General features: G+C 60.7%; 23 protein-coding genes, 2 tRNA genes and 1 riboswitch. Of the genes, 15 read left to right on the plus strand and 10 right to left on the minus strand.

Annotated elements, in window-relative coordinates; all coding sequences use genetic code 11:
* The first annotated feature begins 26 nt into the window (after nucleotides 1-26).
* The gene (locus RHE_RS02530) at nucleotides 27-1,163 is read left to right on the plus strand and encodes an acyltransferase family protein (protein ID WP_011423877.1); all 1,137 of its coding nucleotides are present in this window, start codon (nucleotides 27-29) and stop codon (nucleotides 1,161-1,163) included.
* A gap of 796 nt (nucleotides 1,164-1,959) precedes the next feature.
* Here the strand turns inward: RHE_RS02530 and RHE_RS02540 are convergent.
* The 4 genes from RHE_RS02540 to RHE_RS02555 all read right to left on the minus strand — a co-directional run bounded on the left by RHE_RS02540 (nucleotide 1,960) and on the right by RHE_RS02555 (nucleotide 5,096).
* Nucleotides 1,960-2,739: a DUF3037 domain-containing protein gene (locus tag RHE_RS02540; RefSeq protein WP_011423878.1), complete on the minus strand. Its 780-nt coding sequence runs from the start codon at nucleotides 2,737-2,739 to the stop codon at nucleotides 1,960-1,962.
* 1 nt (nucleotide 2,740) lies between these two features.
* Nucleotides 2,741-3,475, minus strand: coding sequence for a HipA family kinase (locus tag RHE_RS02545; protein ID WP_166486887.1), 735 nt, complete (start codon nucleotides 3,473-3,475; stop codon nucleotides 2,741-2,743).
* A 468-nt stretch (nucleotides 3,476-3,943) separates the two neighbouring features.
* Nucleotides 3,944-4,019: transfer RNA gene (locus tag RHE_RS02550), tRNA-Thr, on the minus strand.
* 117 nt (nucleotides 4,020-4,136) lie between these two features.
* A complete protein-coding gene (locus tag RHE_RS02555; RefSeq protein WP_011423880.1) occupies nucleotides 4,137-5,096 on the minus strand; it encodes an NAD(P)H-dependent flavin oxidoreductase in 960 nt (319 codons plus the stop codon).
* 284 nt (nucleotides 5,097-5,380) lie between these two features.
* On the opposite strand from RHE_RS02555, the gene RHE_RS02560 reads away from it, so the two are divergent.
* Complete coding sequence (locus tag RHE_RS02560; protein WP_020920305.1) at nucleotides 5,381-6,598, plus strand: hypothetical protein; 1,218 nt, start codon at nucleotides 5,381-5,383, stop codon at nucleotides 6,596-6,598.
* A 61-nt stretch (nucleotides 6,599-6,659) separates the two neighbouring features.
* On the opposite strand, the gene ppk2 is transcribed toward RHE_RS02560, so the two are convergent.
* Complete coding sequence (gene ppk2, locus RHE_RS02565) at nucleotides 6,660-7,541, minus strand: polyphosphate kinase 2 (protein ID WP_011423882.1); 882 nt, start codon at nucleotides 7,539-7,541, stop codon at nucleotides 6,660-6,662.
* 239 nt (nucleotides 7,542-7,780) lie between these two features.
* On the opposite strand from ppk2, the gene phoR reads away from it, so the two are divergent.
* The 7 genes from phoR (at nucleotide 7,781) to phoB (ending at nucleotide 15,798) form a co-directional block, all read left to right on the plus strand.
* Complete coding sequence (phoR, locus tag RHE_RS02570; RefSeq protein ID WP_042119155.1) at nucleotides 7,781-9,001, plus strand: phosphate regulon sensor histidine kinase PhoR; 1,221 nt, start codon at nucleotides 7,781-7,783, stop codon at nucleotides 8,999-9,001.
* Nucleotides 9,002-9,364: 363 nt separating this feature from the next.
* The gene (locus RHE_RS02575) at nucleotides 9,365-10,399 is read left to right on the plus strand and encodes a substrate-binding domain-containing protein (RefSeq protein ID WP_011423884.1); all 1,035 of its coding nucleotides are present in this window, start codon (nucleotides 9,365-9,367) and stop codon (nucleotides 10,397-10,399) included.
* Between the two features lie 166 nt (nucleotides 10,400-10,565).
* A complete protein-coding gene (gene pstC, locus RHE_RS02580; protein ID WP_011423885.1) occupies nucleotides 10,566-12,047 on the plus strand; it encodes a phosphate ABC transporter permease subunit PstC in 1,482 nt (493 codons plus the stop codon).
* Complete coding sequence (gene pstA, locus RHE_RS02585) at nucleotides 12,044-13,366, plus strand: phosphate ABC transporter permease PstA (RefSeq protein WP_011423886.1); 1,323 nt, start codon at nucleotides 12,044-12,046, stop codon at nucleotides 13,364-13,366. The genes pstC and pstA overlap by 4 nt, the downstream gene beginning before the upstream one ends.
* Before the next feature lie 14 nt (nucleotides 13,367-13,380).
* Complete coding sequence (gene pstB / locus RHE_RS02590) at nucleotides 13,381-14,196, plus strand: phosphate ABC transporter ATP-binding protein PstB (protein ID WP_011423887.1); 816 nt, start codon at nucleotides 13,381-13,383, stop codon at nucleotides 14,194-14,196.
* A 44-nt stretch (nucleotides 14,197-14,240) separates the two neighbouring features.
* The gene (gene phoU, locus RHE_RS02595) at nucleotides 14,241-14,954 is read left to right on the plus strand and encodes a phosphate signaling complex protein PhoU (protein ID WP_004672769.1); all 714 of its coding nucleotides are present in this window, start codon (nucleotides 14,241-14,243) and stop codon (nucleotides 14,952-14,954) included.
* Nucleotides 14,955-15,114: 160 nt separating this feature from the next.
* Nucleotides 15,115-15,798, plus strand: a complete 684-nt coding sequence (phoB, locus tag RHE_RS02600; RefSeq protein WP_004672768.1) for a phosphate regulon transcriptional regulator PhoB — start codon at nucleotides 15,115-15,117, stop codon at nucleotides 15,796-15,798.
* Between the two features lie 484 nt (nucleotides 15,799-16,282).
* On the opposite strand, the gene RHE_RS02605 is transcribed toward phoB, so the two are convergent.
* On the minus strand, nucleotides 16,283-16,816 hold the full coding sequence (locus tag RHE_RS02605; protein WP_011423888.1) for a GcrA family cell cycle regulator: 534 nt from the start codon (nucleotides 16,814-16,816) through the stop codon (nucleotides 16,283-16,285).
* A gap of 425 nt (nucleotides 16,817-17,241) precedes the next feature.
* Here RHE_RS02605 and RHE_RS02610 point away from each other — a divergent pair, with 425 nt between their 5' ends.
* The 4 genes from RHE_RS02610 (at nucleotide 17,242) to RHE_RS32850 (ending at nucleotide 21,634) form a co-directional block, all read left to right on the plus strand.
* The gene (locus RHE_RS02610) at nucleotides 17,242-18,441 is read left to right on the plus strand and encodes an aspartate aminotransferase family protein (protein WP_011423889.1); all 1,200 of its coding nucleotides are present in this window, start codon (nucleotides 17,242-17,244) and stop codon (nucleotides 18,439-18,441) included.
* Nucleotides 18,442-18,478: 37 nt separating this feature from the next.
* On the plus strand, nucleotides 18,479-19,393 hold the full coding sequence (argF, locus tag RHE_RS02615; protein WP_011423890.1) for an ornithine carbamoyltransferase: 915 nt from the start codon (nucleotides 18,479-18,481) through the stop codon (nucleotides 19,391-19,393).
* A gap of 90 nt (nucleotides 19,394-19,483) precedes the next feature.
* Complete coding sequence (locus tag RHE_RS02620; RefSeq protein ID WP_011423891.1) at nucleotides 19,484-20,476, plus strand: Hsp33 family molecular chaperone; 993 nt, start codon at nucleotides 19,484-19,486, stop codon at nucleotides 20,474-20,476.
* Between the two features lie 209 nt (nucleotides 20,477-20,685).
* Nucleotides 20,686-21,634, plus strand: a protein-coding gene (locus tag RHE_RS32850) for an IS630-like element ISRel6 family transposase (protein ID WP_086005013.1) whose coding sequence is annotated in 2 segments (ribosomal slippage) — nucleotides 20,686-21,021 and nucleotides 21,023-21,634 — 948 coding nt in all. Because the reading frame shifts where the segments join, the coding sequence is not laid out codon by codon here.
* A gap of 74 nt (nucleotides 21,635-21,708) precedes the next feature.
* On the opposite strand, the gene apaG is transcribed toward RHE_RS32850, so the two are convergent.
* Both apaG and RHE_RS02640 read right to left on the minus strand, forming a co-directional pair.
* Entirely contained in the window at nucleotides 21,709-22,101 is a 393-nt protein-coding gene (gene apaG / locus RHE_RS02635; RefSeq protein ID WP_011423893.1) for a Co2+/Mg2+ efflux protein ApaG, read from the minus strand.
* Between the two features lie 223 nt (nucleotides 22,102-22,324).
* On the minus strand, nucleotides 22,325-23,509 hold the full coding sequence (locus RHE_RS02640) for an O-succinylhomoserine sulfhydrylase (RefSeq protein WP_011423894.1): 1,185 nt from the start codon (nucleotides 23,507-23,509) through the stop codon (nucleotides 22,325-22,327).
* A gap of 42 nt (nucleotides 23,510-23,551) precedes the next feature.
* Nucleotides 23,552-23,630: riboswitch (SAM riboswitch) on the minus strand.
* Between the two features lie 74 nt (nucleotides 23,631-23,704).
* On the opposite strand from RHE_RS02640, the gene RHE_RS02645 reads away from it, so the two are divergent.
* Entirely contained in the window at nucleotides 23,705-24,799 is a 1,095-nt protein-coding gene (locus RHE_RS02645; protein WP_042117833.1) for a 2'-deoxycytidine 5'-triphosphate deaminase, read from the plus strand.
* Between the two features lie 58 nt (nucleotides 24,800-24,857).
* Nucleotides 24,858-24,931 (plus strand) — tRNA-Gly (locus RHE_RS02650).
* A gap of 66 nt (nucleotides 24,932-24,997) precedes the next feature.
* Here the strand turns inward: RHE_RS02650 and RHE_RS02655 are convergent.
* Together RHE_RS02655 and RHE_RS02660 are read right to left on the minus strand one after the other, a co-directional pair.
* Entirely contained in the window at nucleotides 24,998-25,345 is a 348-nt protein-coding gene (locus RHE_RS02655; RefSeq protein WP_042117836.1) for a hypothetical protein, read from the minus strand.
* 418 nt (nucleotides 25,346-25,763) lie between these two features.
* Nucleotides 25,764-26,351, minus strand: a complete 588-nt coding sequence (locus RHE_RS02660) for a TetR/AcrR family transcriptional regulator (RefSeq protein ID WP_011423897.1) — start codon at nucleotides 26,349-26,351, stop codon at nucleotides 25,764-25,766.
* Nucleotides 26,352-26,438: the final 87 nt, after the last annotated feature.

Consider the following 26,438-nt stretch of genomic DNA (forward strand, 5'->3'; position numbering starts at 1 on the left):
CGGATACGAATGGATAGAGGTATCTCATGGACGCGATGAAAGGCGGCAGACGCATCGAATGCCTGGATGGTTTGCGTGGTTTGGCAGCCTTATGGGTGCTGATCGGCCATGCGCACATCCTGACGGGATTCAAGGTGCCGATTATCGGAGATCCGGAACTCGGGGTCGACCTGTTCATCATGCTCTCGGGCTTCCTGATGGTGTTCCACTATCAGCGGCGCAAGGCCAGGGAGCCGTGGGAGAGCCCGCAAACATGGGCGGTGTTCTGGGCGCGTCGCTTCTTCCGCATCGCACCGCTCTACTACGTCATGCTGGTGATTGCTCTCGTCGCCGGATCCGAGATCTATCAAGCAAGGATGGTCATTGACGCTTTCAACGGCAATCCGCCGCAGGCTGCATCTCGTTATCTGGACGACAGCCTGAGCAACTACCTGATGCATCTTTCCTTCCTGTTCGGCCTGTCCCCGGCCCATGCTTTCCGCACGGCGCTTCCCGATTGGAGCATCGGCCTGGAAATGCAGTTCTATGCGGCTTTGCCCTTCATCATGATCATCCTCGGGCGGCTGGGCTGGCTGAAGGGCATGCTCGTCACCGTCGGCTTGGCCGTCATTGCAGCCCTGGCCGCGCATCGTCTTGGCTTTCGCTTCCCGATGCCGTCATTCCTTCCGATGAAGATGCACATCTTCGCCGCCGGCATGCTGCTGGCGGGCGCATTGTGGATGGCACACGGCAGAGCTTACCTCGCTTTTGCGATTTCCGCCCTGCTGGTCCTCATCCCTCTGGGCGGCGATGTGACCGTGCTGCACGAAACTGTGCGCGTGGGGATCGTGGCGCTGTTCTTTGTCCTGGTGCACGCCGATCGGTTTCCGGGTTCCGCCGGCCATTATTCCCGCTCGGTCAATTCGGTGCTCGGCAACAGCTTCTTTCGAAACCTCGGGGAACTTTCCTTCGGGGCCTACCTGATTCACCTGCTCATCATGCAGCCGGTGATCGGCTGGCTGATCGGCAATACCGACCTCAGCAATCCCGCTCGCTGGCTGGCGACGCTGATCGTCACCATCCCTGTCGTCTACGTCTTGTCCTTCATAGGCTACAAGTTTATCGAGTTGCCCGGTCAGGCGCTCGGCAGGCGCCTGACACAACAGAGACAGGTGGCGGCGTAGAACCGCCGGCGCGATCCTCAACGGATGGGGTTGCGCCTCCGGCGGCTGCGCCGCTATAGGCCAACACAGCCACTCGGGAGTAAGCCAGGCTCTTCGGCAATCCAGAGATAGCTTTCCTGTCACTCGTCATCGATCATTTTAAACTTTCGTGTCGCCCGAGGGCAGAGCATCGTGAACTGTCGACGGTTCGACCGCTCATCTAGCAATGCGCTTGCTGATCCTGAAGGGCGCTCGATCCGCGAACCTACGACACATGCGCGAGTAAGACATCACGCCCGACGGCTCGGCCTGGCTAATACCGGGCGAGCAACTGAAAGACCAGAAAGGCGAAACGGAAAGCTTCACAATGCCGCTCAGTGCTGAGGCACAAAGGATCATTGCCGCCGCTCGTCCTCAGTCGTGGACCGGGTATCTGTTCCAGTCGGCTCGTGAAGGCGTCATCTCGGACATGACGCTCGGAATGATGATGCGCCGACAGGGCTTGGCGGCTCGACAGCATGGCATGAGCGCTTCGCTTCGAATGTTCCTAACCGATTGCACGGATGCGTCGTACGAAATGGGTGAGGTGTGCCTTCGGCACGTGGTCGGTAGCGCTGTGTCGCGGGGCTACAATCGTGGCGATCTACTGGAGCAACATCGTGGCCTAATGGAACGCTGGGCGTAGCACGTGACTGGCGTCGGTCCTGCTCGCCTGCGTCTGGTCAGCTGACAGCACGGCGATCTCTCAACCTGCCACGCCGCTCGCTGATGCGGATAAAAGCAAGCTTAGCTGGCAAAGAAAGCAACGTTTCCGGTTTTAGTGCGCCGTTCGCCGTATTTCTTCAGAGAGCTTGTCAACCTCTTCTAGTCGGAAGAGCTTCGCGCCGACACTCTCAAAATCACTACGCAGGTTCTCGACGAATCGATCCGGCTGGCCGCCGAACTCTCCGACAACAATGAGGCGCTTTCCTAGCATCTCGGAGAGCGCCTTCCCTTCCAGAACTCGCTTTCCGGCTTCAGCCAAACCGCGTTGCGGATTGTCAAACCGGGCAGCATCGATCAGGTTATAGACGCCGTTCTGGTAGCCGTAGTCAGCCTGAACGTTCACGCCATACTGCTCAATGTGCACAGGCTCAGGGCGCTTGTCGAGAAGTGCTAGCACGCCAGCATTCCGAAAAGCGCGCGTCAGCAGAGTGTTAATTCGCTCCATTTTTTTGGCTTGGCCATGCCAAGCGACCAGCTCAATGAAGAGTTTTTCCGCGACATCATCAGCTCGCACACCAGCAACCGCGTTCATGGGTGTCAGCCGGAATAAATCGGCCCTCTTCGAATTGAAGTCATTGATGGATGTGGCGGCGATCGCCGGTCGAGAGAAGTGATGCACAACTCTCTGCGAAAAATCGTGAACAGCGCTTTTGAGGAATGTTGCGTTAAAATCGCCAAAGAATTTCTTCACACGTGCGAAGTCGTCTGCCAACTTAACGACAACCTTGCCTTGGCGGTTTTCAAACACGACAATCCCGAGGTTAACGTACTCAAACCGCTCCGGAAAGGGGCTGAACTGTACAATGGAATAGAATAATTTCATTGCTTCCATTTCATGCCTCCTTCCCGTCTAGATCAAGTTCCATTTGGTCGAATATCGCATCCGGCAGCCAGTCGCTCATCCGATTTGCCCGCGTTACCAGCAAGTCAGCCAAACGATTGGCGGTACCCGCAGTAAAGCCCCACTCGGGCGGCGGCGAAAGACATATATCCCTTATCTCGCCAATTGCCACGGCGCATAGCGTATCCAGCGCGGATTTTACATCATGCCGCGTCAGCATTGGGGCGAACTCGTTAAACAATCCGTAAACCGTTTCCTCAGTTGCCCAGAAATCGTTGATCTCGTCCTCCAGCGACGTCTCTGCGAAAGCATGGCTGTGATCGATGACCAGAAGCTGCGTTTTACGCTTATCCGGCATGAACAGAATGTTGTCGTAGTTCAGAACACCACCATCGGCATCGTCAGCAAACCGATCTTTATTTCTAATCCATGTGTCGAATACCACCAGGAGTGCTACGTCGCTGGGTCTTCGCAGGTTTGCCAGAAGCTTCGAATTGGGCGATAAGCTTTGAGCTTGCTCCCAACGAGAAAAGAACGCCGGCCCGCCTTGCACGGTTACAAGTGGATCATTAGTCTCGATATCTGGTATTTCTACGACCGCAAAATCTGGGGTCCGCAAGCCAACTCGGCTGGCAAGTTCTGCCGCGAGCAGCTCTGTGACCAGCGCATCCAAGCCTGCTCGGTTACCCATGTACTTCACAAGTGCCGTGCCGGCATCAGTAGCCACGAGTAACGGCTTGGTGCTTGTAGCAAGTACCCTATTCACGCGCTCTATTCGCGCAGGTTGCCAATGTACCCCAGCCAGCAATCTCGCCCCCGTCAGGTTGGTGGTACACTAGGGAAGCGACAACTTCAATGTGTGGTCTAATATCCTGCCATCGGGCTTCGGGCTGGTGTCGGGCTAATCCCCAGGCAGACCGGAAACCTCGTTACGGTACTACACTTTCATCCCGGCAAGGCGTTCACGGAAACTTGACGGAGCGGTTAAGGCCGAGGTCTGATTTGATTATTAGTAAGCGCTAAGGCCGATTTGTTGCAAATGCCGCAACGTGGCGGCCTCGGGGCAGTGTTGCTCGATCTGGTCAACCTGTCTCAGGAAACGTTGCGGAAAGTCCTACCAAACATTTCAAGGGCTGGAAATCTGGCTGGTTGCCGTGCCAGTTTTCGCTCAAGTAATTGATTTCAATGAGAGGAATGGTGCCGCTTACGTGACTCGAACACGTGACCCCATCATTACGAATGATGTGCTCTACCGACTGAGCTAAAGCGGCATTTGGCGGCCGAAGCGTGCGGCCTGCGATTTGCATGGCGCTGATACAGGCATTGTCCGAAGATTTCAAGCACCCTGTCATGCCTTTGGCAAAAAAGAGGGGAGGGTGTGGAAGACCTCAGAGCGCCAGCCGGGCGCGGGCGGCTTTATATTCCGCCTCCAGCCGGTCGACGAGATTTTCCACCGGCTCAACCGCCTTGACGGCGCCGATGCCCTGGCCGCTGCCCCATATGTCCTTCCAGGCCTTGGCGCCGCCGGTCGCCTGCTCGAAATCCATCTTCGAAGGGTCGGCGACGGGCAGGTTGTCGGGGTCCATGCCGGCGGCGAGGATCGACGGCTTGAGATAGTTGCCGTGCACGCCGGTGAAATAGTTGGAGTAGACGATGTCATTGGCTGCCCCTTCGACGATCGCCTGCTTGTAGGCAGGCGCGGCGCGCGCTTCCTCTGTTGCGATGAAGGGCGAGCCGATATAGGCCATGTCGGCGCCCATCGCTTGCGCCGCCAGAATGGCGCCGCCGGTCGCGATTGCGCCGGCAAGCAGCAGCGGCCCGTCGAACCATTCGCGGATTTCCTGGACGAGCGCGAAGGGCGACAGCGTGCCGGCATGGCCGCCGGCGCCTGATGCCACGGCAATCAGCCCGTCGGCGCCCTTGCGGATCGCCGAATAGGCGTGGCGGTTGTTGATGATGTCGTGCAGCACGATACCGCCATAGGAATGCACGGCGGCATTGACCTCGGGCACCGCGCCGAGCGAAGAGATGACGATCGGCACCTTGTATTTGACGCAGAGCGAAAGATCATGCTCCAGCCGCTTGTTCGACATGTGGACGATCTGGTTGACGGCAAAGGGTGCTGCCGGCCTTTCCGGATGGCCGGCATCGTGGCGGGCAAGCTCCTCGGTGATCTCGGCCAGCCATTCGTCGAGCTGGCTTTCCGGCCGGGCGTTCAGCGCCGGAAAGGCGCCGACGACGCCCGCCTTGCATTGCGCGAGCGTCAGCGCAGGATGCGAGATGATGAAGAGCGGCGAGCCGATCACCGGCAGTCGGAGTTTGTCCTTGAGGATCGGGGGCAGGGCCATGGTTACCGCTCAGATTGACGTTTACGAAAACGTCAATCTCATAACAGAGAAGAAAAGCCGATAAAAGAGCGGCTGCCACGCCTTCGTCGATTTCAGCCCGATATATCATATGCGCAGAAAGAATAGGGTAGGGCCGCATGCCGTGACGCTGGCGAATATCGCCTGGGATCAATGGGCCGGCGGGTTTGCAAGGCTTGCGGTTTGCCGCGCTTGCCGCTACCGAATTTTGATGGAGAACGGGGGGGATTGTGGTCCCATGCCGGGTTCAATGTGAAGGACGTGATGTGAGCGGATTAGAAACGGCCATCAGAACAGCGCTCGAAAATGCCGATCGCGACAATCCGGAGGTTCGAGCGAGGATCTACCAGTCCGCCCGCCAGGCGCTGGAAGCGGGCCTGCGCAAGCAGGACATCACCGATGCCGATGCCGTCGCCCATCACCGCCATCGCCTGGAAAGCACCATCCACGCCATCGAGAGCGAGGAGCGTGACCGCCTTCACCCCCGCCAAAGGCCGCCCGAAGTGCCGGTGCCGCCGGTCGTCGAAATGCCGCCGCCGCCGGTTCACAAGGGGGATGTGACCGATATCGACAGCCTCATCGACAGTCCCATGGCCGCAGGCGAGGCCCGCTCTCCCGAGGTGGTCATGCATCGGGGCGACGATTCGAGCCTTCACAACGTCCATGCCGGCAATGCCGATCATCTCGCAGCCGCCCCGATCGGCGAGGAGCGGCTGACGCGCGGCGAACGTGCGACCAGCATGGATTTCCGCCCGGAGCGGGCGGCAGGCCGCCGCAAGCCGCGCAAATTCTTTTCGAGGCTGCTCGTCTGGTGCGTCCTGCTTGCCTTCATCGGCATCGGCGCCTGGTGGGCCTATACGTCGGGCCTGCTTTTGACGGCAGCCGAGCGCGACACCAGCGTCGCCAATCCGCCGGCGAGCACCCAGCCGGAGGATTTCACCGGCAACGACGACGCCGCTGACGACAATGGTGCGGGCAACAGCGCGGCTCCCCACACCGATCAGCCGGTGACCATCGATCCGCAGAACAGTTTTTCGGCCGATTGGATCCCGGTGTTCAAGCCCGACGAGGCCGACAAGATCAAGAGCGGCCCGCAGGCGCGCACCGAAAACATCACCGAGAATGACGGCCCTGCCGTCCGGCTGATTTCCGAAAGCGGTGCGGCTGACGGCAATATCTCCGTCAGCGTTCCCGCCTCGGTGCTGCAGCAGCTTGCCGGCAAATCCTCGACCATCGCGCTGACGCTGCAATCGACCACCGACGAGCCGACGCAGGTGACCGTCGAATGCAATTTTCAGTCGCTCGGCAATTGCGCCCGCCATCGCTTCAGCGTCACCCGGGAAAAGTCGGATGCGCTGCTGCAGGTGAAGTTCGACCGCTCGCTTGCCCCGAACTCGCCGGGCATGTTGACGATCAACAGCGATCTCGACGGCAAGGCGCGCGGCATCAACCTCTTCGCCATCCGCATCCTGCCGGGGCAGTGACGGGCTTTTTACAGCGCCGCGTCTGAAGAGACGCGCGGCGCCCTCCGGCAGCGGCAGGGATCTATTTCAGGAAGCCGGGGCCTGAGCCGATGATCTCTTTGTCGATAGCGCCGAGCGCCGCCTCGTCTTTGCCGTCATAATCCATCCGGTTGAGCATGTGACGGATGAGCTGCAGCCTTGCACGCCGCTTGTCGTTGGCGTGAATGACGGTCCATGGCGCGAAATCCGTATGGGTTTCCTTCAGCATCCGATCGCGCTTTTCGCTGTAATCGCCCCATTTCGCCAGCGCCGCGATGTCCATCGACGACAGCTTCCAGACCTTCAGCGGATCGTGCCTGCGATCGTGGAAACGCTTGAGCTGCATCTCGCGGCCGATATCGAGATAGAATTTGAAGAAGAAGATCCCCTCATGGGCAATGATCTTTTCGAGCTGCGGGGCCTGTTTGAGGAAGCCTTCATATTGCTGCGGCGTGCAGAAGCCCATCACCGGCTCGACGCCGGCGCGGTTGTACCAGGAGCGGTCGAAGAGCACAAATTCGCCCGCCGTCGGAAACTGCGCGACATAACGCTGAAAATACCATTGCCCCTGCTCGCGTTCGGTCGGTTTGGCGAGCGCCACGACGCGGGCGAGGCGCGGGTTCATATGTGCGGAGGAGGCCGAGATCGCGCCGCCCTTGCCGGCGGCATCCCGCCCCTCGAACAGCGCCATGACCCGCTTGCCGGTCGCCTGCAGCCAGAACTGCACCTTGACGAGCTCGACTTGAAGCTTTTCCAGCTGCTCCAGATAATCCTCCTCGTTCAGTTTCTTCTTGTAAGGAAATTCGCCGGATTCCAGCGCGTGGTCGTCCACCCAGTCCGGCAGAACCGGATCGTCGACGTCGAAGATGCGCTTCTTGCCGCGGATATCGAGCTCCACGGCCCTGCTTTCGACAGTCTCGCCCATATGCTCCTCCTGCGCTCGTGGTCCTGTGGCCGCAGGCGAACATATTTGCCGTTGAAAATCAAATCTTTCGCTTTTGGCCGGTGATTTTTCCCGAGCTTGCGCTGCAGTCTTACGCTTGAGCGGCGCCAGCCGAAAACTTTCTGTCATGAATTGCCGCTATCAGGCAGAGTTCAATATAAGAAACGAATCGACGCCGCGAGGCCCATTTGCAAGACGAAACCCCCTGGAGGAAAAGCCTGCTGGCGCGCATCCGGCGCGAACGCCCCGTGCTGCTTGCAGCCATCCTCAGCGCCCTTGCCGCCCTTGCCGCCGGGATGAACAAGTGGGTGGTGCTCGTTCTCCTGCTCGTGATGATCTTGGCGGCGTTGTTCAACGAGGCGCCGGTCCTCAATGCGAAACCCGTCGAGCCGGTGGAGACGGAGCCGCACGCGCCTCCAAGCCGGCTGCCTGACGTTTCCGCCACGCTTGCCGGGCTCGATGTCCCCGCCATGGTGCTGTCGGACGACGCCTCGGTGCTGTTCCAGAACCGTGCCGCCGAAAAGGCCTTCGGTGAGGTGGCGATCGGGGCACATATATCGGCCCGGCTGCGCTCCCCCGGCGTGCTCGACATGGTGCGCGAAACCATCGCCACCAATGCGCCGAACCAGATCGAGCATGCCGAGCGGCTGCCGTCCGAACGCGTCTATATCGTCCGCAGCGCGCCTGTCGAATTCCAGGCCGACGGAGAGACGGAGCGATTTTTCATCCTGTCCTTCCGCGATATATCGGAGGTCCGCCGGATCGACCGCATGCGGTCGGATTTCGTCGCCAATGCCAGCCATGAGCTGCGCACGCCGCTTGCCTCGCTGCGCGGCTTCATCGAGACCATCCAGGGGCCGGCGAAGAACGATCAGAAGGCGCAGGCGCAGTTTCTCGGCATCATGCTTGATCAGGCCACCCGCATGAGCCGGCTGGTCGACGACCTGCTGTCGCTCTCCCGCCTGGAGCTGAAATCGCACATCGCGCCGGATGAAAAGGTCGATCTGGTGCCGCTGCTCGGCCATGTCCGCGACTCGCTGGTGCCGCTGGCCAGAGATGTCGGCGTCGACATCAACCTGCATCTGCCCGATGGTAAGGTCGAGGTGCTGGGAGACCGCGACGAGCTTGTGCAGGTTTTCGAGAACCTGATGGAGAATGCCTGCAAATACGGCCAGGAGGGCAAGATCGTCGATGTCTGGCTGAAGAACGGCGCCGGGGCGCCCGTGGAGGTCAGCATCGTCGACAAGGGGCCAGGCATTCCGGCCGAGCACGTGCCGCGTCTGACGGAACGCTTCTATCGCGTCAGCATCGAGGACAGCCGCTCGAAAAAAGGCACCGGCCTCGGCCTTGCCATCGTCAAACATATCCTGACCCGCCACCGCGCCCGGCTGATCGTCAAGTCCGAGGTCGGCAAGGGCACCAATTTTACAGTGCGCTTCTGATATTTGTGGTCCCTTCTGGACGAGGATCGAACGGTTGCGGCATGTCCCTTCTCCCCGGAGTCGCGAGGTCGCGGCGCACCCCTTTCGCTTTGTTTGCGCGCATCCGACAACCGACGGGCCATCTGTGAAAATTTTGCAACGCCAGATCGCTCTGCGGTCCGAGCTTTTCCATCCGCCGACGCAATCAGTCGGATCTCGTATTACTGATCATTTAAAAACAAAGACTTAACCTGTCACAAATGTTTCACGCGTTTGACATAAAAGGACGGTGCTTACAGCGCTAAGAGAGTCCCGCCGATGAAAAATGGCACTGCGGGGGCCTCTTTAGGCCGCACTCACACAAGCCCAATGCGGGAGATTTTAATGAACACCTTCAAGCTCACCGTTGCTGCGCTCGCTGCAACTGTTGCTTTCGCTGGCGCAGCCGTCGCTCGCGACCAGATCCAGATCGCTGGTTCGTCCACCGTCCTGCCTTACGCCAAGATCGTTGCCGAATCCTTCGGCGAGACCTTCACCAACTTCAAGACACCGGTAGTCGAGTCCGGTGGCACGGGCGCTGGCCTAAAGGAATTCTGCAAGGGCGTTGGCGAAGACACCATCGACATCGCAAACGCTTCGCGTTCGATCAACAAGAACGAGCTGGAAGCCTGCAAGGCCGCCGGCGTGACGGACATCCAGGAAGTCAAGATCGGTTATGACGGCATCGTCTTCGCAACCGACTCGTCCAATCCCGATGTCGCCTACGTTCCCGCCGACATCTACAAGGCCCTCGCAGCCCAGGTCGTCGTCGACGGCAAGCTCGTCGCCAACCCCTACAAGAAGTGGTCGGAAGTCAACCCGAAGCTCCCGGCTGTTGATATCGCCGCCTATATCCCGGGCGAAAAGCACGGGACGCGCGAAGTCTTCGAACAGAACGTTCTTGCCGCCGGCTGCAAGGCTTCGGGCGCTCTCGACGTCATCGCCAAGGAAATCTCCGACAAGGCTGCCCAGACCAAGGCTTGCGTCGCAGTCCGCAAGGACGGCGCTGCCGTCGACATCGACGGCGACTATCCGGAAACCCTCGCACGCATCGCCGCCAACAAGACCGGCGTCGGCGTATTCGGCCTTTCCTTCTATGAAAACAACGCCGACAAGCTCAAGGTCGCCAGCGTGAACGGCATCGTCCCGTCCACCGAAACGATCGCCAACGGCACTTATCCGGTTTCCCGCCCGCTGTTCTTCTACGTCAAGAAGGCACATCTCGGCGCCGTTCCGGGCCTCAAGGAATATGTCAACTTCTTCGTATCCGACCAGATGATCGGCCCCGACGGCCCGCTGGCTGAGTACGGCCTCGTTGCCGCTCCGGATGCCGAGCGTGACGCGATCCGCAAGGACGTCGAAGCCGGTAAGTCCATGTAATGACTTTGCCGGCGCGGTGCTTCAAGGCCCGCGCCGGCATCGCTTATGTCCCTGCGTCCCGGTCTTTCCGCTGCAGGGTTGAAATCCTTCTCCATGATTGGAAGCCGAAGGTAGGCTGATGAAGCCGCCGCGCTTTTTGGGGGCCACGGGCCTGGGGACGTAACGAATGAGCACATCCGTCATACTTCTGTGCCTTGTGGTGATCGGCGCCGTCGCCTATCTGGTCGCGCGCGGCCGTGCCGCAGCCCTTGCCGGAGGCAGGTCCTCCGCACTGCATTCCCGGCCGGCCTATTACGGCGCCTATGCGGCGATCTGGGCCGTTCTTCCGGCCCTCATCGTTCTCTGCGTCTGGCTCTCGGTCAGCCCCGGTATCATTCAGTCCTCGGTGCGCGGCACTTTCCCCGCCGACGTTAAGGCCGAGGCCGCAGTCGAGCAGGATCTGAGCTATTCGATGGTGGCGACGGTCGCGCGCGGCCTGACGATGCTGACTTCCGACGAAGCCGCCGCTGTCGCAAACGATCCGGCCGCCCTGCAGGCCAAGCTCAGTGAGAAGGGCGTGCCGCTCGCCGGCCAGCCGCAGCCTTACATGGTCGAGGCCGCCAAGAAGCTCAACGCCATGAGCCTGACGAGCCGCCTGGCCATGACCGCGGTTGTTTTCGTTCTGGCTGTCGCCGGCGCCTTCTACGCGCTGCGCGCCATCGCGCCCCGCTTCCGCGCCCGCAACCGCGTCGAGCGCGTCATGCTCTGGGGGCTGCTGCTCGCCTCCTCGATCGCCATCCTGACGACGGTCGGCATCGTTCTGTCGATGCTGTCGGAAGCCACGCGCTTCTTTGCCGTCGTTCCAGCCGGCGATTTCTTCTTCGGCACCGTCTGGGATCCGCGCTTTGCCGGCGCCGGCGGCTCGTCCTTCGGCCAGTTCGGCCTGATCCCGCTCTTGCTCGGCACGCTCTATATCGGTCTGGTCGCCATGCTGGTCGCCGTGCCGGTCGGGCTGTTCGCCGCCATCTACATGGCTGAATACGCCTCGCCCAAGGTGCGCGGGATTTCCAAGCCGCTTCTCGAAGTGCTGGCCGGCATTCCGACGATCGTCTACGGCTTCTTCGCCCTCGTCACCGTCGGTCCGTTCCTGCGCGATTTCTCCGCTCAGATCAGCGGCCTGCTCTCCGGCAGCTACACCAACTTCATCCAGGCGCAGAGCGTTCTGACCGCCGGCATCGTCATGGGCATCATGCTGATCCCCTACGTGTCCTCGCTGTCGGACGATATCATCACCGCCGTACCGCGGGCCCTGCGTGACGGTTCGCTCGGTCTCGGCGCCACCCGCTCCGAAACCATCAAGAAGGTGGTGCTGCCGGCCGCCCTTCCCGGCATCGTCGGCGCGCTGCTGATGACCGCCTCGCGCGCCATCGGCGAAACCATGATCGTCGTGCTGGCCGCCGGTGTCGCCGCCCGCATCCAGATCAACCCCTTCGAGCCGATGACGACGGTGACCGTCAAGATCGTCAACCAGCTGACGGGCGACCTTGAATTCACCTCGCCGCAGACGCTGGTTGCCTTTGCCCTCGGCATCACCCTGTTCTGCATCACGCTTTGCCTCAATATCTACGCGCTCTACATCGTGCGCAAATACCGGGAGCAGTACGAATGACGGATATTGTTTCTCCCACGGCAGGTGTCACCGTTTCCAAGGCGCCAGCCCGTCGCGATATCGGCATCAAGCGCCGCTACGCCGCCGAGCGCCGGTTTCAGGCCTATGGCATCGCCGCCATCACCTTCGGTCTCGTCTTCCTGTTCATCCTGCTGTGGACGGTGATCGGCAAAGGTTACACCGCCTTCCAGCAGACCGCGATCACCCTGCCGATCGAATTCACCGAGAAGACGATCGACCCGAACAACAAGCGCGCGAGCGACCCTTCGGTGCTGGTCGCCGCCAACTATCCGGTTCTGCTGCGCGACGCGATCGTCAAGCAGCTGAACATCAATGCGTCGAGCAAGCCTGATGTGCGCGACGCGACCGCCATGCTCTCCAAGAGTGCGCCGATCCAGCTGCGCGACATGGTCGTCGCCGATCCCTCGCTGATCGGCAAGACGGTCAATGTCTCCGTTCTCGCCGACGCCAATATCGACAGCGCCAACAAGGGCCAGATCGATCTTTCCGTCGATGAGAAGAACCGCAAGGTCAACGACAAGCAGGTTAACTGGATGAACCAGCTTAAGGCGAGCGGGGCTCTGACCAAAGAGTTCAACACCGGCCTCTTCGTCAACGGCAATTCCAGCCGTCCGGAGGCTGCAGGTCTTGGCGTTGCCCTCATCGGATCGCTCTACCTGATGCTGATCGTGCTGGCGCTGTCCCTGCCGATCGGGGTTGCCGCCTCGATCTATCTCGAGGAGTTCGCACCGAAGAACAAGCTGACGGACCTGATCGAGGTCAACATCAACAACCTCGCCGCGGTCCCGTCGATCGTCTACGGTCTGCTCGGCCTTTCCGTCTTCATCAACTTCATCGGCCTGCCGCGCTCGGCCTCGCTGGTCGGCGGCCTAGTGCTGACGCTGATGACGCTGCCGACGATCATCATCGCCACGCGTGCGGCGCTGCGCGCCGTGCCGCCGTCGATCCGGGCCGCAGCGCTCGGCCTCGGCGCCTCGAAAATGCAGATGGTGTTCCACCATGTCCTGCCGCTTGCCATGCCCGGCATCCTCACCGGCACGATCATCGGCCTGGCGCATGCGCTCGGCGAAACCGCGCCGCTGCTCTTGATCGGCATGGTCGCCTTCGTCGCCAACGCGCCGGCGACACCGCTCGAGCCCTCGACGGCCCTGCCGGTGCAGGTCTATATGTGGGCGAACGAGGCCGAACGGGCCTTCGTGGAGCGTACTTCGGGTGCCATCATCGTTCTGCTCCTGTTCCTGATCGTCATGAACATGGGCGCCATTCTCTTGCGTCGTCGCTTCGAGCGCCGCTGGTAAACGGAGTAGATATCATGAACATGTTGACGGAAGCTGCAGTTGAAAAGGCGCTGGATCAGAAGATGAGCAACGTCCCGTATAAAATGATCGGACAGGATGTCTCGGTTTACTACGGCGAGAAGCGCGCGCTTTTCGATGTGAACCTGAACATCCGTGAAAACACCGTAACCGCGCTGATCGGCCCTTCCGGCTGCGGCAAGTCGACCTTCCTGCGAAGCCTCAACCGCATGAACGACACGATCGAGGGCTGCCGCGTCGCCGGTAAGATCACCCTCGACGGCGACGATATCTATGATCCGGATATCGACGTCGTCGAGCTGCGCGCCCGCGTCGGCATGGTATTCCAGAAGCCGAATCCGTTCCCGAAGTCGATCTATGAAAACGTCTCCTACGGCCCGCGCATCCATGGACTGGCGAAGTCGAAGGCCGATCTCGACCAGATCGTCGAGAGCAGCCTGCAGCGCGCCGGCCTGTGGAACGAGGTCAAGGACCGCGTGCACGAATCCGGCACCGGCCTTTCCGGCGGCCAGCAGCAGCGCCTGTGCATTGCCCGTGCCGTCGCCGTCAGCCCTGAGGTCATCCTGATGGACGAGCCCTGCTCGGCGCTCGACCCGATCGCCACGGCCAAGGTCGAGGAACTGATCCACGAACTGCGCGAGAACTACACGATCGTCATCGTCACCCACTCAATGCAGCAGGCCGCGCGCGTGTCGCAGCGCACCGCCATGTTCCACCTCGGCAACCTCGTCGAGGAAAACGACACCGACAAGATGTTCACCAATCCGGACGATCCGCGCACCCAGGACTACATCATGGGTCGCTTCGGCTGATTGCGGTCATCCGAAGCCTTCCCGTTATTCGAGGACAAAGCCCCATGGCATCGACACATATTTATTCTGCCTATGATGATGATCTGAAGTTCCTCTCCAGGCGCATTTCCGAAATGGGCGGCCTGGCCGAGCAGATGGTCGCCGAATCCGTACGGGCGCTGGTCAACGGCGATACGGCGCTGGCGCAGAAGGTCATCTCCGACGATGTGATCCTCGATCACACCGAACGCGAGATCGGCGACAAGGCGATCGTCACCATCGCCCGCCGCCAGCCGATGGCCGCGGATCTGCGCGAAATCATGGGTTCGATCCGCATCGCCGCCGACCTCGAACGCGTGGGCGACCTCGGCAAGAACACCGCCAAGCGCGTCATCGCCGTGCAGAGCACCGGCGTTCCGCGCAAGCTCGCCCGCGGTCTCGAGCACTTGTCCGAGCTGGCGCTCGTCCAGCTCAAGGAAGTGCTCGATGTCTATACGACACGCGCCGCCGACAAGGCGACCGCCATCCGCGAACGCGATAACGAGATCGACGCGATGTACACCTCGCTGTTCCGCGAGCTCTTGACCTACATGATGGAAGATCCGCGCAACATCACGAGCTGCACGCATCTGCTCTTCTGCGCCAAGAACATCGAGCGCATCGGCGACCATGCCACCAACATCGCCGAGACGATCTACTACATGGCGACGGGCGCCCAGCCGGAAGGCGATCGTCCGAAGGATGACAGCGCCAACACCGTCGGCGCCGCGACGGAATAATCGTTCCGAGCGAGCCGCCCGGGCCCGCCGCCCGGACCAGTCACTTGCGTGCGCGCCAGTTAGGGGCGCGCAAAGAGGTCGCAGCCAATTTCTGAATTTGCGCAGGACGCCTGATTAAATCGTCCCGATTTAAGGCTTGTGCGCGAGGAGACGGAGACGCATGATCCCGAGAGTCGCAGTTGTTGAAGACGAGGAGGCGCTCAGCGTGCTCCTTCGCTATAATCTCGAAGCGGAAGGCTTCGAGGTCGATACCATCCTGCGCGGCGACGAGGCCGAAATCAGGCTTCAGGAGCGCACGCCCGACCTTCTCATCCTCGACTGGATGCTGCCCGGCGTCTCCGGCATCGAACTCTGCCGGCGCCTGCGCATGCGGCCGGAAACCGAGCGGCTGCCGATCATCATGCTGACGGCGCGCGGCGAGGAGAGCGAGCGTGTCCGTGGCCTGTCCACTGGCGCCGACGATTATGTCGTCAAGCCGTTTTCGACTCCCGAGCTCGTCGCCCGCGTCAAGGCGATGCTGCGCCGTGCCCGTCCCGAGGTGCTGTCCTCGGTGCTGAAATGCGGCGATATCGAGCTCGACCGCGAAACCCATCGCGTCCATCGCAAGAGCCGCGAAGTCCGCCTCGGCCCGACCGAATTCCGCCTGCTGGAGTTCCTGATGTCGTCGCCGGGCCGGGTCTTTTCCCGCTCGCAGCTTCTCGACGGCGTCTGGGGCCACGACATCTATGTCGACGAACGCACGGTCGACGTCCATGTCGGCCGCCTGCGCAAGGCGCTGAACTTCTCCAATATGCAGGACGTCATCCGCACCGTCCGCGGCGCCGGCTATTCGATGGAAGCCTAAGCTGAGGGTGTGTGTGGTCGGCATTCCCACCGGTGCAGCCTTCCCCACTCCCTTCAACCCGCCGGCGCAGCTTATGTGTATTCGGCACAACCTCTTCTCCGTCATCCCAGGGCTTGACCCTGGGATCCATGCGGCTGGCACGGCGGAAAGAGTGATGGCATCCCACTGCAGGCGAACAAATTGAAGCGGCGTGCTTGGTTGTGGATCCCAGGGTCAAGCCCTGGGATGACGGAGTTTGGGGAAGGCGGCCGGCAAGAGGCGAGAGGTCTGAAGCAGTCGAGCTGGAGCGGTTCAGCTCTCCATGGAAGCAAGAGCCGTCTTACGCAATTCCTGAATGAAAATCGCTTCAGGCTTCTCCTGGATTGCTCTGAGACCGTGTGGTTCGTGATCTTTGCCGTATCAGCACCTACAGCCACAGCTCCACCATTCCATAAAAAAACGGGCCACGAGGCCCGTTTCGCATTTCCAGCAATGGTTTGCCCGCTCAGCTGACCCGCGCTGCCGCCCGGCGGCGTTCGTTGATCGGCTGGTAGGCAAGCTTCTGGTGGTAGCTGCAATAGGGCGAATTGTCAGGGGATTCGCAGCCGCAGAAGTGGAAATCGTCCTTCAGCGGATCGCCGACCGGCCATTTGCAGGTGCGTTCGGTCAGTTCCGTCAGGCCGAGGCGGCGGGAAATCGGCACGACCACGTTGCCCTTCGGCACGTATTCCATTTCCTCGACCGTTTCGATCTCGATCTCTTCCTTCAGCAGGGTTGCGCCCTGCTGGCGGGTCACGGTGCGGGTGGCGATCCGGGAGGCGTAGTTCGGCGCGCGCGGCGCGGATGTCTGACGCTTCGGCGTGCGCGCCGCTGTGGCTGTGCCGCCGGCCTTGGCGCGGCCGGGAAGGTTGAGCCTGTGCACCTTGCCGATAACGGCGTTTCGGCTGACCCCGCCAAGCTGCGCAGCAATCTGGCTGGCGCTCAGTCCTTCGGCCCAAAGCTTCTTGAGTTTCTCGACCCGCTCGTCTGTCCAGTTCATGCCCTGTCTCCACCTTTTGCGTTGGTGATGGCAGAATCCCTCACCGTTGTCCCGGAAGCCTCCGAAACAAGAAACGCTTGATCAATTTTGGTGACTAGTTCCGCCGCATGCAGTCTAGTAATTGAACTTTAACCTAGTGTGAGGCTGACTCCGTGACAAGAGTCGCGGGAATCCGGATGAATCGAATTTCAAGTTTTCCCCAACTTGCTGCCTCTGCGTGTCATTTCTGCAATAATGCCTGTTGAAGGCCGAAAGTGCCGCTGTACAAGCTTGCTGCATACGCTAAGGCCGCAGTTTTGTTGACATTGCAGCGCGAAAAGGAAATAGTACCGCTTGCCGCCGAAAGGCGGCATTTTTGATTTTTCGGGCCTGGTTTTCTTAGCCGGAGTCCGGCGATTGACAACGCTGATCGGGAGACCCGCGCCATGGCCGAAGCCGCGCCGCTTTATGACACCTATTCTCGTGCCCCGCTGCGGTTCGAGCGAGGCGAGGGCGTATGGCTGATCACCGAGAGCGGCGAGCGTTATCTCGATTTCGGCGCCGGTGTCGCCGTCACCTCCGTCGGCCATGGCAATCCGCATGTGGTCGCCGCCTTGAAGGAGCAGGCCGACAAGGTCTGGCACCTCTCCAACATCTATGAAATCCCCGGCCAGGAGCGCCTGGCCAAACGCCTGACGGACGCCACCTTCGCTGACAAGGTGTTCTTCACCAATTCCGGTGCCGAGGCGCTCGAATGCGCCATCAAGACGGCTCGCCGCTATCAGTTTTCCAAAGGCCATCCCGAGCGTTTCCACATCATCACCTTCGAAGGGGCCTTCCATGGGCGCACGCTTGCGACGATCGCCGCCGGCGGCCAGGAGAAATATCTCGAAGGCTTCGGCCCCAAGGCGCCGGGTTTTGATCAGGTGCCGTTCGGCGATATCGAAGCGGTCCGCGCCGCGATCACCGATGCGACGGCAGCAATCCTAATCGAGCCGGTGCAGGGCGAGGGCGGCGTGCGTCCCGCCACGACTGAGTTCATGAAGGCGCTCCGCCGGATTTGCGACGAGAACGGCCTGCTTCTGATCCTTGACGAGGTCCAGACCGGCGTCGGCCGCACCGGCAAGCTCTTCGCTCATGAATGGTCCGGCATCACGCCTGATATCATGGCCGTTGCCAAGGGCATTGGCGGCGGTTTCCCGCTTGGCGCCTGCCTTGCCACGGCCGAGGCTGCCTCCGGCATGAAGGCCGGCACGCATGGTTCGACCTATGGCGGCAATCCGCTGGCCATGGCCGTCGGCAGTGCCGTGCTCGACGTCATCCTCGCCGAGGGTTTCCTGGAGCATGTGCGCGACGTCGCGCTCGTCTTCCGCCAGGGGCTGGCCTCGCTGAAGGACCGTTATCCCGATGTGATCGAGGATATCCGAGGCGAGGGGCTTCTGCTCGGCGTCAAGGCTGCGGTTCCCTCGGCCGAATTGCTGCAGGCGATCCGCGCCGCGCATCTGCTCGGCGTGCCGGCCGGCGACAACGTCATCCGCCTTCTTCCGCCGCTGGTGGTCACCGCCGAGGAAGCCCGCGAGGGGCTCGCGCGCCTCGAGCGCGCCGCCGAGAGCATCCGCGCCGCCAAGATCAAGAAGACGGCTTGAAGGGATCGCCGCCTTCGGGCGCACGACAGGTAAGAACATGGCTCCTAAACATTTCCTCGATCTTTCGGCCGTTACATCGGCCGACCTCAGAACCATCATGAACGACGCGCTTTCTCGCAAGCAGGCCTTCAAGGCTGGCAAGGGCGACAAGCCGCTCGCCGGCAAGATGCTGGCGATGATCTTCGAGAAGCCGTCGACGCGCACCCGCGTCTCCTTCGACGTCGGCATGCGCCAGCTCGGCGGCGAAACGCTGTTCCTGTCGGGTACCGAAATGCAGCTCGGCCGCGCCGAGACGATCGGCGACACCGCCAAGGTTCTGTCGCGCTATGTCGATGCGATCATGATCCGCACCACCGAGCATTCGCGCCTGCTGGAGCTTGCCGAACATGCGACCGTGCCTGTGATCAACGCCCTGACGGACGATACCCATCCGTGCCAGATCATGGCCGATATCATGACCTTCGAGGAGCATCGCGGCCCGATCAAAGGCAAGACCATCGCCTGGACCGGCGACGGCAACAATGTGCTGCATTCGCTGGTCGAAGGTGCCGCGCGCTTCGGCTACCGCATGAACATGGCCGTACCCCTTGGTTCGGAGCCCAAGGATCACTATCTGAACTGGGCCCGCAACGAGGGCGCCGAAATCATGCTATGCCATGATGCCGACCGTGCGGTCGAAGGCGTCGATTGCGTGGTGACCGATACCTGGGTCTCCATGAATCAGGAACATCGGGCCCGGGGTCATAACGTCTTCCAGCCTTATCAGGTCAATGCGGCCTTGATGGCCAAGGCCGGCAGCGATGCATTGTTCATGCATTGCCTGCCCGCGCATCGCGGTGAGGAAGTGACGGACGAGGTGATCGACGGCCCGCAATCCGTCGTCTTCGATGAAGCGGAAAACCGTCTTCATGCGCAGAAGTCGATTCTTGCTTGGTGCCTGGGCGCGATCTGAACCATCAATCGGATGTCGCGCGTGATAAGCGCGCGACCGCGCGAGCGAAGGGTACGCTGACCCTTTGCTTGAAAACTAGGAGTGAAAGCCATGGCAGAAGCTGCAGCCGCCCTCGGCCAGTTCGATTTCGCCGGCGATGATCATGTCGTCCCCTTTCAGGTGGAGGGTCTGGATGTGCGCGGCCGCGCCGTCCAGCTCGGCCCGATGCTCGATGCGATCCTCGAGCGCCATCATTATCCCGCGCCCGTCGCCCGGCTGCTTGCCGAAGTCGTCGTGCTGACGGTGCTGCTCGGCACCTCGCTGAAGTTTGACGGCAAGTTCACCGTGCAGACCAAGGGCGACGGCCCGGTCGATCTGCTCGTCGCCGATTTCTCGACACCTGAGAACGTGCGCGCCTATGCCCGTTTCGATCGGGCGCTGCTCGACCAGGCCATTGCGTCAGGCGAGACCGAGCCGGAGCAACTGCTCGGCAAGGGCGTGCTCGCCTTCACCATCGATCAGGGCAAGTTTGCTCAGCCCTATCAGGGCATTGTCGCGCTCGACGGCACCTCGCTTGAGGAGATCGCCGGCGTCTATTTCCGCCAGTCGGAGCAGATCCCGACGCGTGTGCGCCTGGCTGCGGCCGAACTCTTCGACCGTGACGACGCCGGCAAGCCGCGCCACCGCTGGCGGGCAGGCGGCCTCGTCGCCCAGTTCCTGCCGGAGGCGCCGGAGCGTATGCGCCAGCCCGATCTCCACGGCGGCGACGGCGACACCGGCGACCGCCCGCATGGTGAGGACGATGCCTGGACCGAAGCCCGCTCGCTGGTCGAGACCATCGACGCCGACGAGCTGACCGATCCGCTTGTCGGCACCGAACGGCTGTTGTTCCGCCTGTTCCACGAGCGCGGCGTGCGCGTCTTCGAGCCCCGCGCCGTCTTCGACCGCTGCAGCTGTTCGCGGGAAAAGATCGGCAACGTGCTGAAGGGTTTCACCGCCGAGGAGATCGAGGCCAGCCAGGAAAACGGCGAGATATCCGTCACCTGCGAATTCTGCTCGACCACCTACCGCTTCGAAGCGGCCGAGCTTCAGCCGGCGGAATAATTCTCGGCGCCAAAAACCCCTCCCAAAAGGGGAGAGGCTTGGATGCCGCACCCACCGTTTTCCATTTCACCGTCTCCCCAAAGACGCTGATGTCTGCTGCATTTGGCGCATTGCGTTAGAGCGGATCATTTCTTATCGGAATCGGTGCGGGATTCCCAAATCAGCAGATTTGTGATTCATGATGGATGCTGGAATGGAGGCCAGCATCCATGACGCGACCCTATTCGAATGATCTTCGCGAGCGAGTCATTGCAGCGGTTGTGGACGGTCAGAGCTGCCGGGTGGTGGCGGAGCGGTTCAACATAGCTATCTCATCCGTGGTGAAGTGGTCGCAGCGTTATCGGGCCACCGGTAGTGTGTCGCCCGGTAAGATGGGCGGCCATCGCCGACGTGTGCTGGAGCCGCACCGCGCCTTCATTGTCGAGCAGATCGAGCAGACATCACATCTGACGCTACATCGGCTGAAGGATGAGTTAGCCGCCCGCGGTGTGAGCGTCTCCCACAATGCCATCTGGCAATTCATGCGCCGCGAGGGCTTGAGCTTTAAAAAAAACGCTGTTCGCCCTTGAGCAGGGCCGCGCCGACATTGCCCGCCGCAGAGCTCGCTGGAAAGCCTGGCAAGACCGCTTCGATCCGAAGCGGCTCGTCTTTATTGACGAGACCTGGATCCGCACCAACATGGCGCCGTTACGCGGCTGGGGGCCGAGGGGCAAAAGATTACGCGGCTTTGCCCCGCATGGCCGCTGGCGCACCCTCACCTTCCTCGGCGCCCTACGCTGCGACAAGCTCACTGCACCCTGCGTCTTCGACGGTCCCATCAATGGCGAATGCTTTCACGCCTATGTCCGCCAGCAGTTGATCCCGACCCTCAAACCTGGCGACATCGTCATCCTCGATAATCTCGGCTCTCACAAAGCCAAGGCCATCCGCGATGCCATCAGGGCCGTCGGCGCCAGGCTCTGGTTCCTGCCGAAATATTCCCCCGACCTTAACCCGATCGAGCAGGCCTTCGCCAAGATCAAGCACTGGATGCGCCAGGCCCAAAAGCGAACCATCGAGGAAACCTGGCGCCATCTGGGCATACTCGCCGACACTATCAAGCCAGAGGAATGCGCCAACTACTTCTCAAATGCTGGCTACGCTTCCGTCAAAACATGAAAGGCTCTAGCCCCTCCCCTTGTGACGAGGGACTTTTTCAGATCTCGGCAATCTCTTGAGTGGGAACTTGCCCCTCAATTCAGCACGCGCAGCAGCCCCGGTGAATCCAGCGAGAAGGCGGGGATGTCGACGTCGAAAAGCTCGCCTTCATCCGTTTCCATCTGGTAATGGCCGAACATCAGCCCGGAGGGCGTGTCGAGCGGGCAGCCGGAGGAATATTCGTAGGTATCGCCGGGGCTGAGCCGCGGCTGTTCGCCGACGACGCCGGGGCCGGTCACCTCGTCTACCTGGCCGTTCTGGTCGGTGATGTTCCAGTAGCGGTTGACCAGACGAACGGCGACGCCGGAATTGTTGCTGATGACGATCCGGTAACCCCAGACATAGCGATCGTCCTCCGGATCGGATTGCTCCTCCAGATAGAACGGTTCGACCACGACTTCGATATCTCTTGTGAGGGCGCGATACATGCCTTGCACCATAGTCAAGATATGTTACCCGTATCTTATAAAGAGGCCCTGTTCGTCAAGAAACGGAACGTTTATCATCGGTCAAATGGTGATGATCGAAGGGTTTTCGATCGTTAAGCCTAACTGTCAGCGTTAATTTTACTTCGCAACGCCAGCGCGGGTGGACTTGTTCCCGCGGATCGGCGGCCGGCTCCGGACGAAGTCCGGCCGCTATTCCAGTCGCTCAGGCCGAAACTTTGGTAAGCGCCCGCGCGAAATCCTCGATCAGGTCGTCCGTGTCCTCGATGCCGGCCGAAAGCCGCACCGTGCCCGGCGAGATGCCGAGTTCGGCGCGCGCCTCTTCCGTCAGGTTCTTGTGCGTGGTCGTTGCCGGATGGGTGATCAGGCTCTTGCTGTCGCCGAGATTGTTGGAAATCTTGATGATCTCAAGCGCGTTCTGCAGCGCGAAGGCCGCCTCCTTGCCGCCCTTCAGCTCGAAGCAGACGAGCGTCGAGCCACCCGTCATCTGCTTGGCGATGATTTCGGCCTGCGGATGGTCCTTGCGGCCGGGATAGATCACCTTGGCGACTTTGCCTTGCTCCGCCAGGAAATCGGCGATCTTCGCTGCATTCTCGGTCTGCTGGCGCACGCGCAGCGGCAGTGTCTCGATGCCCTTCAGAAGCGTCCAGGCATTGAACGGCGACATGGCTGGGCCGGTATGACGGAAATAGTCGTGCAGGTTCTCGTCGATCCATGCCTTGTCGGCGAGCACCACGCCGCCGAGGCAGCGGCCCTGGCCGTCAATATGCTTGGTTGCGGAATAGACGACGATATGAGCGCCGAGCTCCAAGGGCTTCTGGAAGAGCGGCGTCGCAAAAACATTGTCGACGATCAGCTTGGCGCCGACCTGATTGGCGAGCTTGGCGACGCCTGATATATCGACTACTTCGAGCGTCGGGTTGGTCGGGCTTTCCAGGAAGAACACCTTGGTATTCGGGCGGATCGCCTTTTCCCAGTTGGCGAGATCCCGGCCGTCGACCAGCGTGCACTCGACGCCGTATTTCGGCGCCAGCGTTTCCACGACCCAACGGCAGGAGCCGAACAGGGCGCGGGCGGCGACGATATGGTCGCCTGCCTTCACCTGGCAGAGAACGGCGGCGGCGACGGCCGCCATGCCGGAGGCGGTGGCACGGGCATCTTCGGCGCCTTCCAATGCACACATGCGCTTTTCGAACATGTCATTGGTGGGGCTGCCGTAGCGGGCGTAGATGAAGCCGTCCGTTTCGCCCTTGAAGCGGGCTTCGGCCGCCTCCGACGTGTCATAGACGAAACCCTGGGTGAGATAGATTGCCTCCGACGTTTCGCCATATTGCGAACGCAGCGTGCCGCCATGGACGAGTTGGGTTGCCGGGCGCCAGGTCTTGCTCATGCCATCACCTTCACATAACAAAAAAACCGGCCGCAAAAGCAGACCGGTTTCAACCCGGTCTTTTTAGCCACTTGTTTAACGTGGCTGCAAGCCGACCGGCCAAATCACCACGGGATAATTCTGCAATACTGCTGTTAGCTGCTTGCGTCAATTCCCCGTATTTGGTTTTGTCGGCGGCAAAATGATGGATGGGGCATGATGGCTCGCGAAACTGGAATTCTGGCGGACCGCGCGATTGCGGCGCTGTTCGAAACGGGGCGTCTGAACTCCGAGCGGGAGCTCGACCGCGATCAGATCCAGCCGGCAAGTCTCGACCTGCGCTTAGGAAGCAAGGCTTTTCGTGTGCGCGCTTCCTTCATGCCGGGGCCTTCGCATCTGGTGTCGGACAAGCTCGATCGGCTGAGCCTGCACGTGATCGATCTGTCCCAGGGCGCGGTGCTCGAAACCGGCTGCGTCTATATCGTGCCGCTGATGGAGAGCCTCGCGCTCCCGGCCGACATGTCGGCGTCGGCCAATCCGAAGAGCTCGACCGGCAGGCTCGATATCTTCACCCGCGTCATCACCGACTACGCCCAGGAATTCGACAAGATCCCGGCAGGTTATTCCGGCCCGCTCTATCTCGAAATCAGCCCGCGGACCTTTCCGATCGTCGTGCGCCGCGGCTCGCGCCTGTCGCAGATCCGCTTCCGCGTCGGCCAATCCGTGCTCGGCGAGCCGGAACTTCTGAAGCTGCATGAAAGCGAGACGCTGGTTGCCAGCAAGCAGCCGAACGTGTCGGGCGGCGGCATCGCGCTGTCGATCGATCTCAGCGGCGACAAGGACGGCCTGATCGGCTATCGCGGCAAGCACCACACCGCCGTCGTCGATATCGACGAGAAGGACCAGCACGACATCTTCGATTTCTGGGAGCCGCTCTATAGCCGCGGCCGCAACGAGCTGATCCTCGATCCCGACGAATTCTATATCCTCGTCTCACGCGAGGCCGTGCACGTGCCGCCGGATTATGCCGCCGAGATGACCCCCTTCGATCCGCTGGTCGGCGAGTTCCGCGTCCACTATGCCGGCTTTTTCGATCCGGGCTTCGGCCATGCGCCGGCCGGCGGGCGCGGCAGCCGCGCCGTGCTCGAAGTGCGCAGCCATGAAGTGCCCTTTATCCTCGAAGACGGCCAGATCGTCGGCCGCCTGGTCTATGAACACATGCAGGAAAAGCCCGCCAGCCTCTACGGCTCCGGCCTCGGCTCCAACTACCAGGCCCAGGGCCTGAAACTCTCGAAACACTTCCGCATCTGACGGGCTGCGCTCAGCCGACTTGACAGCGGCCCCCTTCTGTTGGAAATCTCGCTTCATCGCGGGTGTAGCTCAATGGTAGAGCAGCAGCTTCCCAAGCTGAATACGAGGGTTCGATTCCCTTCACCCGCTCCATTGCACCTCAACCGTTTTGTATATCATCGTCTAACGACGTCCAATATCAGCTTAGAAATCAGCAATTTACTTCGAAAACAAAAACAGCACGAACGGAATCAATGCAATCGCACATACAGCAATCGCGAACGGAGTTCCGTAGCAAACCCTGGATTTATTTGAAGTAAGATCCTCTTCGGAATTCGAATCCCCGTTATAGACCTTCAATCCAACGTTACTGTCCAGATCAAAATTCCAGCCATTTTTCCTATAGAAGAGTATCTCTCTAATTTCTACACTAATCAGAAATACGAGGACCAATGACAAAAGAGTTATTGGTACGATTTCTCCATGGGAATCGAGATATTTTTCTATTGAACCCACGCTCTGCCCTCGCTGCGCCCAGCTATATTTTTGCCAGTCTACTTCCAACATGGATCGTCTCGATAGCAATTTTTCTGCTATCGGTTACGACCACCACCGCCGCACCCCGGCTCGAAATCGCCCGGCCCCATACGACAATCCCGCGCACCAGTTTGATGAAGATCTTTTACGAACGAAAAAGCTAATTACGAGTGGAACCGGGCCGACGACCCAAGGCCGACTAGACTAGCAGCTTACGAGCCGGCAATGCGTCAAAGCGGGCGGCTCCCAGAAACGTCTCCAACATTCCGTCGAAGTCTGCGCCGGCCATTCGTGGGGTGAGTGCGGTGTTATGAAGCATGCGAGCCTGTTCAATTTGCGCCTGAGAGCGGCAGGACCGCGCTTTGCGAGCGGCAGTGCAGTTAACGATGGCCCGAGAATGCGCCGCTCTGCGAGGTGAAAAAGACGTCCGATTTGGGGAATCGAGGTCTCATTCCTCTTCTGTGCCGCCCGCAATGTGCTTGACTGCATCGGCGGCGGTCTCCAGCAGTCGCTCCGACATGGCCTGATCGGTCATGATGCGAGATATGGTTACGGCGCCGACCATGAGGGACAGCACGACCATGGCTTTCTCGTACTGTTTTGTGCCGTCCGATGCTGGGATCAATTCGTCGAGAACCTGAAGGTGAGCTTCGATGCCATTCTGGAATGGAGCGCGCACCTCTTCGCTCTGACGCGCTGCGTCGGACCCGAGCGCGGCCAGGGGGCAGCCGTCGCCTTTCTCTTCCTGGTGCCCGGTTGAGAGATACATGCCGACAACCGCGCCGAAGGGATCGCTGCTTCCCGCAGCAACCCTCGACCACCGGCGAATTGCACTCTCCATCGCTCGCCCGGATGCCAGCGCCGCAAGATCGTCTTTCGATCGGAACTGTTTGTAGAATCCGCCCTGGGTGAGGCCGGCACCTTTCATCAGATCTTTCAGCCCGATGCCGTCGAAACCATGCTCCCGGAAGAGCCGGCTTGCGACGTTGATCACTGTTTCGCGGTTGGCCTCGGCCTGGGCACGGCTGACTCTCATAGCGACCTCCAATTAGATTTCATTTGACATCTATACCAGTTTTAGAGTTAGATCGCAATCTAAATGATCCGCCGTGCCGGTCAATAA

The sequence above is a fragment of the Rhizobium etli CFN 42 genome (genome assembly GCF_000092045.1).
GTDB classification, from domain to species: Bacteria; Pseudomonadota; Alphaproteobacteria; order Rhizobiales; family Rhizobiaceae; genus Rhizobium; species Rhizobium etli.